The sequence below is a fragment of the Parazoarcus sp. PS-13 R2A genome (assembly GCF_057621855.1).
This window is the reverse complement of the sequence record NZ_JBYEXN010000024.1, coordinates 69,573-79,483: the sequence shown is the minus strand read 5'-3', so window position 1 is coordinate 79,483 and position 9,911 is coordinate 69,573. Positions and strand designations below refer to the sequence as shown.

Below are 9,911 nucleotides of genomic sequence, written 5' to 3'. Positions count from 1 at the left end.
TTGGGCAAAGACGGGGGCGCCGGGGGTGTGACTGGCCATGCTGTGATTCCTTGTGTTCTTCTGAGTGTTCGCTGCAGCGGGGTTGAGCGGGGATATTCCATGCAGTGCGGCCCGATGTCTACCGGGCTGCACGGTCAGCCTGCAGGCAGCACCTTATGCAAACAGCGCGTCGAGCCGGAAGCGGGCGATCTTTGCGATCTCCCCGAGGCAGGTGGAGAACTCCGTCTGCGCGTCGTGCTGCAGCCGTGCTTCGATGGCTTCCATGATCTGGTAGCGGGAACGGCCCTTGACCGCGATCACGAAGGGAAAGCCGAAGCGCTCGCGGTAGGCTGCATTGAGTGCGCGCAGGCGCTGGAGTTCCTCGGCGCTGCACTGGTCGAGACCGGCGCCGCGCTGCTCGCCGGTGGATGCCGCGGTGAGCGTGCCGAATGCGGCTTCCTTGCCTGCCAGTTCGGGGTGGGCGCGGATCAGTGCCAGTTGTTCGGCTTCGCTGGCGCCGGTCATCGCGTCGACCATTGCCGCATGCAGCGCGTCAATCGTGGCAAAGGGGCGGGCATGCCAGCTGCGCTCGGCAACCCAGGGAGAATGCTCGAAGATGTCGCCCAGACGGGCAACGAAATCCGGCTGAGACAGTGCGGATAGAGTGGTCATGGCGGCGTCGGCAGAGGAGGTCATGGTCGCTTGCTTCCGGATCAGTGTCGCTTGCATCGGGTACTCAGTCGGGCGGTGTAAGGGGCAGGGGTTGAAGGGGGTGTTCAGGGTTCGTTCAGTCGGTCAGCCGGGCGCCCTGGGCAAACCAGGTGGCGATCAGGGTACGCTCGTCGTCGGTGAGCTGGGTAAGGTTGCCCAGCGGCATGTAGCCGCTTGCAACGGTTTCAGCGATTTTTGCTGCATGCTGACCGATCTGCTCGGGCGTTTCCAGCATCACGCCCTTGGGGGCCTGCGCAAAGCCGTCCCAGGTGGGCTGTGCGGCGTGACAGGTGACGCAGCGCTTTTCGCTGATCTGCTGAATCGTCGCAAAGCTCACCTTGTCGCCATCGGCATTCACCGCCTTGGGTGCCATCAGCACGATCAGCAGGCCGATGAGCGCCACGCCGGCAGCGGGCAGCCACCACTTCACCTGGCCGCGGTGACGCAGCACGAAGAACTGGCGGATCAGCACGCCGGCGATCATGATCACCGCGAGCACCAGCCACCCGTACTTGTTGGCATAGGTCATCGGGTAATGGTTGCTGATCATGATGAACAGCACCGGCAGAGTGAAATAGGTGTTGTGCACCGAACGCTGCTTGCCCACCATGCCCGGGCGCGGGTCGACCGGCTGGCCGGCGCGGATCTGCGCCACCATCCGTTTCTGGCCCGGAATGATGTGGAAGAACACGTTGGCTGCCATCATGGTGCCGAGCATCGCGCCGACGTGGATGTATGCGCCACGGGCCGAGAACAGCTCATGCAGCACCCAGTTGCACACCATCACCAGCACGAATACCAGCGCGGCCAGCAGCGTGTCGCGCCCCATCAGGTTGCGGCACATGAGGTCGTACACCGCCCAGCCGCCGGCGAGAAAGGCGATCGAGATCAGGATGGCGGTGGCCGGTTCGAGCGCCATCACCTGGTTGTCGATGAGGTAGCTTGAGGCACCGATCCAGTACACGATGGCGAGCATGCCCATGCCCGACAGCCAGGTGGTGTAGGCCTCCCATTTCGACCAGTGCAGGTCTTCAGTCAGGGGCTCGTCCTTGGGGCCGGTAAGGAACTTCTGGCTGCAGTAAAAACCGCCACCATGCACGCCCCACAGTTCGCCGAATACGCCGCGCTTTGCATCCTGCGGCTTCTTGGGCGGCTGCAGCGAGGTGTCCAGCATGACGAAGTAAAAGGACGCGCCAATCCATGCCACGCCTGCGATGAGGTGGAGCCAGCGCATCAGCAGGTTGGCCCAGTCGAGAAGGTAAGCTTCCATCGTTGTGATTTTCCGTGTGCCGGCAATCGCCGGGTCAGCTGCCGCGGTAGGTCGAGTAGCTCCACGGCGAGACCAGGAGCGGGACGTGGTAGTGCGCGGCGGGGTCGGCGACGCCGAAGCGCAGTACCACCTCATCCACGAAAGGGGGTTCCGGCAGTGTGGTGTCGAAGAGGCGGAAGTAGTCGCCAGCGCCGAACACGATCTCGTAGCGACCGGTCTCCAGCGCCGCGCCTTCCAGCAGCGGCTGATCGCAGCGACCGTCGTCATTGGTGACGGCGCGAGCCACTTCGCGGCGCTCGCCGTCGAGGCGGAATACTGCGACCGCAATGCCCTTGCCGGGCTTGCCATTTGCCGTGTCGAGCACGTGTGTGGTGAGTCGTCCCATGTCGGAATCTCCTGAAGCCGTCGTTAACCGGAGTTTAAGGGGGCTGGCGCGCGGCGAAACCCGAAAATTGCAATAAGCGATATGCGCTGCAGCAAATGTCGCAGGCCGAAACCTGTGGCAGCGCTTAATACCCTGCAACTGCAAGGCTCGGCCTCAAGCCTGGGATTTGCGCGGCGCAGCTCAAGCCGGACGGTGCCGGCAAAAAGCGGCAGATGTTGCCGGTGCTGGCGCAAAAGGTCTACGCGCCCAAAAGGGCTGGGTAGGTAAGAGTATGTGATCAATGTGCGTAAAAACAGGCGCTTGAACGGTGTTCTGTCGGGTATTCATCCAAGTCGAATGCGCACTGCAGCCCTGGCACGAAACTCGCAATGTTGTGTCTGAATGCAGACCGTTGTGGTCTGCCTGCATCAAACGGAGGTTTGCGATGGCTGACTCGATACTGCGCCCGGTGACACTCGCGCCCGGACTGGTCGGGAAACCCGCGCCCTGCGATCTATTTGACGTGCGCGGCACGCTGCTGCTGCGTGAAGGAGTGGAGATCAGCCCGTCGATGAGCGTGGGGCCGAGCGAACGCCGCCTGTATTGTCGTGCGTCGCAAGCCCCGCGCGTCTCCGATGCTGAGCCGCTCAAGGTTCTGCGCGACATCGGCACTGCACTGGCCATGCTCGACGAACTCATCATCAGCGGGCAGCAGGTGACTGGCGGAGAGTTTCTGTCGCTTGCGAGCGAAACCTACGCCACCTGGATGATCGACCCCGACGCCTGCATCGGCTTCGCAAGAATGGAGCAGTACGACCGCCCGAGCGTCTGTCACGCCATCCTTGCCGCGCTTTTCGCGGCCGAACTCGCGGCTGCGCACGGCTTCACCCGGCACGAGAGCATCGACCTGATCGGCGCGGCCCTCACCATGAATCTTGGCAGTCTGCGTCTGCACGACCGCATGTTCGCTCACGTCGGCCAGCCCGACCCCGAAGCCCGCGCTGACATCGATGCACACCCGGCGCTGGCCGCACACTTGCTCGACCGCATCGGTGGCATCCCTGAAACCTGGCGCACTGCCGTCCTGCAGCACCACGAAAGTTTCGACGGTAGCGGCTATCCCTTGGGCCTGATCCGCACCGAGGTCTCGTTGCAGGGCCGCATGCTGCGCGTGACCGACGTGCTCGCCGCCCGCCTGCGCGAACGCAAGCGCCGCGGCCCGCTGTTCTGGAGCCTGCACCAGGCCCGCGACCCGCAGCGTCTGCTGCAGCACGTGTTCGGCCCCGACCTCGAACGCCTCGATCACATCCTCGCGCGCCTGCTCATGGGCCGCCTCAGCAGCTTCCCGCCGGGCAGCGTAGTGCGCCTGTCGAATGGCGAGATGGGCATCATCAGCCGCCGCACCGCCGAAGCCGACGGAACTCCGCGCGAAGTGCTTGCCTTCCTTGACCCCAGCGGCCGCCCGCAGCACGTGCCGCGCCCACGCCGCATCGGCCCGCGCGACTGCCGCATCCAGGGCTACGCCCACGACGACCAGCCCCGCCTTCCGCCCTACGACTGGCAGTCGATCTGGGGCTATCAGCAGGCGGCCGCCAGCACCAAACTGATGTAAAAGCGGGCACGAATGTCACGGAGTACGTTTTTGCGGCCTCAAAGGCTTGAACACAGCCGCGAGCTGTTGTATATTCCGCGCTCTTCGCTGCTGTAGCTCAGTTGGTAGAGCAACTGATTCGTAATCAGTAGGTCACCAGTTCGATTCCGGTCAGCAGCACCAAAAATCAAGGGCTTAGAGGTTTTCCTCTAAGCCCTTGTTCATTTTTCGAAGCCGTGCGGATATCCGGTTCGTCGAAACTTCATTCACAGGTGGCGTAGAGGTTGGTCCAGCAGAGTGGGCCGGCTCATCACCTGAACAGCCGTTCGGCATTGCGGTAGGCGATCATCTCTGCTGCCTCGGCGGGTAACTGCTTCAACCAGCCCCGGTAAGTCGCCATGATGCTGGCGTAGTTGTCCCAGCGTTCGTTCACCCATGTATCGGAGCCGATCAGGAAGCGGTCCGGGTACTTTTCAAACAGGCGTCGCCATTCCGGCGTCAGTTGCCCGCCTTCGGTGATCCCGTAGCGGTAGGACAGCTCGCACCACAGTCCGGGATAACGTTGAAGATAGGCTTCGACCTTGGCCGGGTCGGTGGAAAAACCCGTGTGTGCCCAGATGATTTGTGCCTCTGGACTGTGGCGGTAGAGAATCTCCAGCGCTTCGTCGTCGGCGTGGGCGTGCAGATAGAGCTTGTGCTCCACTGCGAACGCGACGGTCTTTTTGACCTGGGGCGCTTCGGCGGCACGACCGGTGAGATGAAACTCGCCGATGCCGCGGTAATAGCCGCGCTTGAACTCGGTGGCAATCAGTTCTTCGGTCTGCGGATCGCTCATCCACGTCTGGATGTCCGGACGTACGCGGTAGGGGCGGATGAATGGCACTACCCACAGGTCTTTCGACTGTGCCTCATAGAGCGCACGGGTGCCGTCATTCGGGCGACTGGTCGCGAGGATGCCCGTAACCCTGTTTTCCCGGAACAAGGCCAGCACACCCTCAAGCGGCAGATGCGGTGCCGGTTCCCAGTTGTAGTGCAGGTGCGCATCAAAAACGGGGAGGGTGGTTTCCGCGGTCACAGCGTCGGCGCCGTATGTTGGCGCCGCAATTCCCAGTGCAAGACAGAACGGCAGAAAACACAGGCAACGAATCCGCTTCATGATGATCTCCCGCTCGTAATGATGGCGTGGCTTCAGTTGAATAATCAGCATGAGTCCTTGTGCAGGGCATTGGTTCCTGCCTTCGGATGAATGTCTTCATTCGCGAGCAATGACGGGCTGAGTTCGACGGATGGCTGAAGTTGCAGGATTCTTCATCGATCGATTGACTCTGACCCCTTTGATCTGCGGCGGTGCGCGAACAGGGTCATCTGCGGTCTTCCCGTCGAGTTTGCACGGGATTTTGGTGACGTCAATAAAGATGCGTCGCAGCCTCACCAAGTCAGCGCGCTTGTTCTGGAACGCTCAGTTGGTGCTCCAGTGGTGCTGCACCAACTGAGCGTACCAGCATGCGAGGGCCCTTCAGTGATAGGAGCGCTGTTTTCAGTTCGTGTTCAGGAGCCTTCTGCCCCGGACCTCTTGGTACTTCGACGAGTCGCAGCAGTACCGGCTGACCATTGCGGTAGGTGGCCCAGTCGCCCTCGACGAAGCGCAGCGTGCCTGTTTGATGCAGGGCATCGCGGCTGGTGGTGGCGTCGAATCCCATTGCGCCCTCAGGCGCTTCGAAGACATGAACTTCCTTCCAGTGCTGATAGCCGCGACGAGAAACGATGCGGCTGAGCGCGTTGTCGCCGTTGCGGATCACGCTGTCTTCCAGCAGGGCTTCGACCCGGACAAGCCGATACCGTCCATCCGTTCCCTGCTCTAGCAGCGATACCGAGTCGAGCTGCACCATGCGCCGGGCGAGGCTGTCTTCTGGTCCGAGATCGAGTGCTTCGATGCGCTTGGACCAGTCCGCAGCGTCCTTGCCCGTCTTCATCACTTTGAGTGGCAGCTCTTCATCCTCCAGGAGCGCTTTCATTGCGTCGGTCAGCGTGTATTTAGCCATGGGCGGCAGCGTTTCGGGGAGCTGTTTGGCGATGGTCGACGCGGCTTCCGGTGCGGATTTGACGATGATCGGCACGGTCTCGTCGCCGAGTTTGGCAAAGGCCATGACGATGGCAAAGGTGATGATCGCCACCGGCTTGATCAGTTTGAAACTGATCCAGTCCGGTACGGTGAAGCCCTCGCGCGGGGCTGATTTCTGCGTTGCCTGACGCGGCCGAAGCAACCAGATGGATAACAGGCCAAATGGCAGCAGGATGATCACAAGACCGATAACGACCGCGTACAGCGGCGCGGGCACCCGCCCATGCAGAACGCAGGGCACTGACTCAAGCGCTGTCGCCGGGCTTTCGTCCGGGGCATACATGCGGGTTGCGGGCGAGGCGCACTGGCTGCTGCGCTGACCCGCGATGTCGATCCGTATCGCGCCATTGGGTGCGTCTGGCAACACGAAAACACCGGGGAGTTCATCGAGCGGCACCAGGGCAAACAGACGCGGTGCGGGCCGGGGGGTGAGTGCGTCGCCTTGCGCGAAGACCGGGATCAGATAGTTGTCGTCAATCCGGCGCATCAGCCAGCGCCCCTCGCTGGCGATCACCCCGCGCGTCACCGACAGGTAGTCACGCGCTTCATCCACCGCTGCAATCGAATCCACGGTCGCCGCTGTCAAGGTGGCGTCCCGGCCGAGCTGCGCCGACAGGCCGAGCAAGGCTACGCAAACCGAGAGGATGACCAGCAGATAGCCCAGCGCGCGTCTCATCGCATGCCCCTGACGCAAGTCAGCTTGAACTCTAGCAGCTCGATCTGTCAGGTCCAGCTATTCAGGCGACAATTCCGCTGTGGGTGGAGGGCTCGCCATCAGCCTTGCGACGCAAGGATCAGTGCTCTTCCCGGGGCCGACCGCTCAGCTTACCCGGACCTCGACCTCCATCCCTGCGAATGCGTCAGGCGCGCCAAGGTAGCTGCCCGACACCGGCATCAGCTGCCTGATGTCGCGGGCGACGGCGACCGGAACCAGGTTGAATCCGCCGATACTGCGGTTGGTCGGGTCGAAGTTGATCCAGCCCGCCCCGGGCACATAGACCTCGGCCCACGCATGGGTGGAGCCGGAGCCCGAGGAGCCCGTAGCCGTGCTTTGCGGGTCGTACAGGTAGCCAGACACGATGCGGGCGCCCATGTCGAGGCTGCGCACTGCTTCGGCAAACAGTACGGCGAAGTCGCGGCACGACCCTCTCCCGCGGTCGAGCGATTCGTTCGGTGTCTGGGTGCCTTCGCTTTCGCGCACCTCGTATTGCAGGGCTTCGGATACGCCGTGGCTGATCGCCTTCAGCAGTTCCAGCGTGTCGGGCGCCGGACCCCGCACGAATGACCGGGCCCACTTCTGGAGGCGCCCCATCGGATCGAGGTATTGCTGGATCGCGAGGGCGCCGAGGTCGGCGCGATCATCGTTCGAATAGAAGAAGGGAAAGTTGATGGCCGTCGCCGCAATATTGAAGATCGGCCAGGGGTTGCCGGTGAGGTTCAGTTCGATGTTGCTTTCGATCTGCAACGTGTCGGTCATGCCGGCGAAGGACGCCGTCGCAACCGCATTGCCCGACACATCGTGCGCCCAGGTGACTGACGCGTCGGGCGATACATTCAAGGTGTGCGACATGAGTTGCAGCTCGCGACTTTCTCTTGGGCGCAGCATCAGCCGATGCGGGTTCAGGCTGACCGCGGTGCGATAGTGATAGACCGTTGTATGACTGATTCGAATTTGAGTCACGGCGGTGCGGCCTCCTGAAGGACTTCCAGACTAACACTTTAAGCGGACGCGAACCGGAGACAAACGGCCACCTGCGGCTCAGCGATAGAGGCGCTCGATGTCGTCGAAACGGTCGGTGCCCCAGAACGGTTCGCCGTCGATCAGGATGAAGGGCGAGCCAAACACGCCGCGCGCGAGGGCATTCTCGGTTTCGTGTCTCAACCGGTCCTTGATGTCCTGCTCTTGCGCGCCAGCTGCAGCCGCGTCGCGGTCGAATCCGAGGCTTGCAGCGACATCCAGCGCGACGTTTGGGTCGGAGGTGTCCTTGCCGTCGATCCAGTAGGCCCGGTAGGCGGCCTCGACGAAGGCACCCATCTTTTCCGGGGCTTCGCGTTCAACCCAGTAGGCCAGGCGCGACGGGGGGATCGGGTTGGCGGGGAAGTTGGCAGGGACCCTGACCTCGGCAATGCCGTCCAGTTTTGCGCGCCTGAAGAAGTCCTTGAAGACGTAGTCCTTCTTCAGCGGATGGTCGAGCGGCAGGCCGCCGTGTGCCTTGTATACCGCGCCGATCAGGAACGGACGCCAGTTCACGTCCCGCCCGATGGCTTTGGCCAGGGCGGAGACCTTGCGGCTGCCAAGGAAGCCAAAGGGCGAGGCGAAGTCGAAATAGAAATCGAAGGATTTGCTCATGATCTGTCTCCTGTTCCCGGGGTCACCATTGTTCTTTATAGGGACGCAGGTCCATTTCGAAGGTCCATGCGCTGCGTGGCTGCCTGTGCAGTTGCCAATAAGCCTCGGCGATATCGTCGGGACGAAGGATGCCGTCTGGCATGCGCGCCTCGAAGATGTCGGGGAAAAGTGCCTTGGTTGATGGGTTGTCGATCAGGCCATCAATGATGACGTGGGCGACATGCACGCCCTCGGGGCCGAGTTCACGCGCCATGCTTTGTGCGAGCGCGCGTAAGGCATGTTTGCCGCCGGCGAAGGCGGCGAACCCGGTGTTTCCGCGCAGACTGGCCGAGGCGCCGGTGAAGAGGATGGTGCCATGGCCGCGTTTGCGCATGGGTTCGACGACCTCGCGTCCGACCAGAAATGCCGCGAAGGCGCACATCTCCCAGACCTTGCGGTAAACCTGAGCGCTTGTTTCCTCGATCGGGAACCGCACATTGCCGCCGACGTTGAAGATACAGGCCGTGATCGGGCCGATCTGTTCGGCCTTTGCCACCAGCGCCCTGACCGCATCCTCATCGCGCGCGTCCGAGTGCACGGCGGTTGCGCTGCCGCCGGCGGCTTCGATGCCTGCCACAAGCCGGGAGAGGTCCCCGCGCCTGCGACTTGCCACCACATGCAGGCCTTCTCGTGCGAAGCGTCTTGCGATCGCACCGCCGGTGGCATCGCCTGCGCCGACAACCAGGCAGACTTCGGTGGGGGTGGGGTGAGGGTTCATGGCTGGGCTCCATTCCGTGTGTCATGCATCGAAGCGTGCGTTTCACCTGAGGTCGCAGGCCGCGCACTGCGCTGCCCTTTGACGGGGCAATCGTTGTTCATGGGCCGTTTCAACCGAGGTCACGCCGTATCAGGCGAAAGGTGGTGTCTATTGCCGCGGTGATCTGATCCGGCGGGAGATTTCGACGACTGGACACGCGCACGCCTTCATTGAGCAGCATCAGAAGATCGGCCAGGTCCGACGCGCGCTTCGGCTCGCAATGCGCGTCGATCAGGCAGCCTTCGAAGGCTGCCTTGAATGCATCAAGATGGGTGCTTGCGCGGGCGCTGAGTTCGTCGTCCACGTCGGCCATTTCCAGAACGGTGCTCACCAGCATGCAGCCCCATTGCGATCTGTTGCCCCGAGGGGCAGTGAAATTGCGCACGAAGAAACTGTGCAAGGCTTCGAGTGGCGGCATCTCGGTGCGCGACTGGGCAATCATGTCGATCGAGCGCTGGGCAAACAGGTCCAGACAGGCCAGAAACAGGCTGCGCTTATCGACAAACGTGGCGTAGAAACTGCTGCGGCTGATCGCCATGGTGTCGAGCAGATCTGCCAGCGACGTTGCCTGGTAACCCTTGCGCCAGAACAGCACGAGCGCACTGTTGCGCGCCGTTGCCGGATTGAATTCGATTGTGCGAGCCATGTTTTCATAGTGGAACGGCCGGTACAGAATGTCAAACGCAGATGGGATCTGCGGCCCTGGCCAGCGCCCGGCTCACCCTTTG

General features: G+C 62.5%; 10 protein-coding genes and 1 tRNA gene. 2 read left to right on the top strand and 9 right to left on the bottom strand.

Going from position 1 to position 9,911, the window contains the following annotated elements; translation table 11 throughout:
• Positions 1–153: 153 nt before the first annotated feature.
• The 3 genes from uraD to uraH all read right to left on the bottom strand — a co-directional run bounded on the left by uraD (position 154) and on the right by uraH (position 2,345).
• On the bottom strand, positions 154–675 hold the full coding sequence (gene uraD / locus AC22G6_RS18735) for a 2-oxo-4-hydroxy-4-carboxy-5-ureidoimidazoline decarboxylase (protein ID WP_487368040.1): 522 nt from the start codon (positions 673–675) through the stop codon (positions 154–156).
• Positions 676–766: 91 nt separating this feature from the next.
• Positions 767–1,960, bottom strand: coding sequence for a urate hydroxylase PuuD (locus AC22G6_RS18730; protein WP_487368039.1), 1,194 nt, complete (start codon positions 1,958–1,960; stop codon positions 767–769).
• Positions 1,961–1,994: 34 nt separating this feature from the next.
• Positions 1,995–2,345, bottom strand: coding sequence for a hydroxyisourate hydrolase (gene uraH / locus AC22G6_RS18725; protein ID WP_487368038.1), 351 nt, complete (start codon positions 2,343–2,345; stop codon positions 1,995–1,997).
• Between the two features lie 424 nt (positions 2,346–2,769).
• Here uraH and AC22G6_RS18720 point away from each other — a divergent pair, with 424 nt between their 5' ends.
• On the top strand, positions 2,770–3,936 hold the full coding sequence (locus tag AC22G6_RS18720) for an HD-GYP domain-containing protein (RefSeq protein ID WP_487368037.1): 1,167 nt from the start codon (positions 2,770–2,772) through the stop codon (positions 3,934–3,936).
• A gap of 86 nt (positions 3,937–4,022) precedes the next feature.
• Positions 4,023–4,098: transfer RNA gene (locus AC22G6_RS18715), tRNA-Thr, on the top strand.
• Between the two features lie 127 nt (positions 4,099–4,225).
• On the opposite strand, the gene AC22G6_RS18710 is transcribed toward AC22G6_RS18715, so the two are convergent.
• The 6 genes from AC22G6_RS18710 to AC22G6_RS18685 all read right to left on the bottom strand — a co-directional run bounded on the left by AC22G6_RS18710 (position 4,226) and on the right by AC22G6_RS18685 (position 9,829).
• Positions 4,226–5,071: an amidohydrolase family protein gene (locus AC22G6_RS18710; RefSeq protein WP_487368036.1), complete on the bottom strand. Its 846-nt coding sequence runs from the start codon at positions 5,069–5,071 to the stop codon at positions 4,226–4,228.
• Between the two features lie 280 nt (positions 5,072–5,351).
• A complete protein-coding gene (locus tag AC22G6_RS18705; RefSeq protein WP_487368035.1) occupies positions 5,352–6,713 on the bottom strand; it encodes a hypothetical protein in 1,362 nt (453 codons plus the stop codon).
• Between the two features lie 144 nt (positions 6,714–6,857).
• The gene (locus tag AC22G6_RS18700; protein WP_487368034.1) at positions 6,858–7,718 is read right to left on the bottom strand and encodes a transglutaminase family protein; all 861 of its coding nucleotides are present in this window, start codon (positions 7,716–7,718) and stop codon (positions 6,858–6,860) included.
• A gap of 78 nt (positions 7,719–7,796) precedes the next feature.
• Positions 7,797–8,387 carry a DsbA family protein gene (locus AC22G6_RS18695; RefSeq protein WP_487368033.1) on the bottom strand — a complete coding sequence of 197 codons (591 nt, stop codon included), beginning with the start codon at positions 8,385–8,387 and terminating at the stop codon, positions 7,797–7,799.
• A gap of 22 nt (positions 8,388–8,409) precedes the next feature.
• Positions 8,410–9,144 (bottom strand): SDR family NAD(P)-dependent oxidoreductase, encoded by a 735-nt coding sequence (locus AC22G6_RS18690; RefSeq protein WP_487368032.1) that lies wholly within the window; start codon positions 9,142–9,144, stop codon positions 8,410–8,412.
• A 109-nt stretch (positions 9,145–9,253) separates the two neighbouring features.
• The gene (locus AC22G6_RS18685) at positions 9,254–9,829 is read right to left on the bottom strand and encodes a TetR/AcrR family transcriptional regulator (RefSeq protein ID WP_487368031.1); all 576 of its coding nucleotides are present in this window, start codon (positions 9,827–9,829) and stop codon (positions 9,254–9,256) included.
• Between the last annotated feature and the right edge of the window lie 82 nt (positions 9,830–9,911).

What these genes read in the sequence shown, in the direction of transcription:
- uraD (WP_487368040.1), bottom strand. Translation starts at nt 675, where the DNA reads ATGACCTCCTCTGCCGACGCCGCCATGACCACTCTATCCGCACTGTCT.
- AC22G6_RS18730 (WP_487368039.1), bottom strand. Translation starts at nt 1,960, where the DNA reads ATGGAAGCTTACCTTCTCGACTGGGCCAACCTGCTGATGCGCTGGCTC.
- uraH (WP_487368038.1), bottom strand. Translation starts at nt 2,345, where the DNA reads ATGGGACGACTCACCACACACGTGCTCGACACGGCAAATGGCAAGCCC.
- AC22G6_RS18720 (WP_487368037.1), top strand. Translation starts at nt 2,770, where the DNA reads ATGGCTGACTCGATACTGCGCCCGGTGACACTCGCGCCCGGACTGGTC.
- AC22G6_RS18710 (WP_487368036.1), bottom strand. Translation starts at nt 5,071, where the DNA reads ATGAAGCGGATTCGTTGCCTGTGTTTTCTGCCGTTCTGTCTTGCACTG.
- AC22G6_RS18705 (WP_487368035.1), bottom strand. Translation starts at nt 6,713, where the DNA reads ATGAGACGCGCGCTGGGCTATCTGCTGGTCATCCTCTCGGTTTGCGTA.
- AC22G6_RS18695 (WP_487368033.1), bottom strand. Translation starts at nt 8,387, where the DNA reads ATGAGCAAATCCTTCGATTTCTATTTCGACTTCGCCTCGCCCTTTGGC.
- AC22G6_RS18690 (WP_487368032.1), bottom strand. Translation starts at nt 9,144, where the DNA reads ATGAACCCTCACCCCACCCCCACCGAAGTCTGCCTGGTTGTCGGCGCA.
- AC22G6_RS18685 (WP_487368031.1), bottom strand. Translation starts at nt 9,829, where the DNA reads ATGGCTCGCACAATCGAATTCAATCCGGCAACGGCGCGCAACAGTGCG.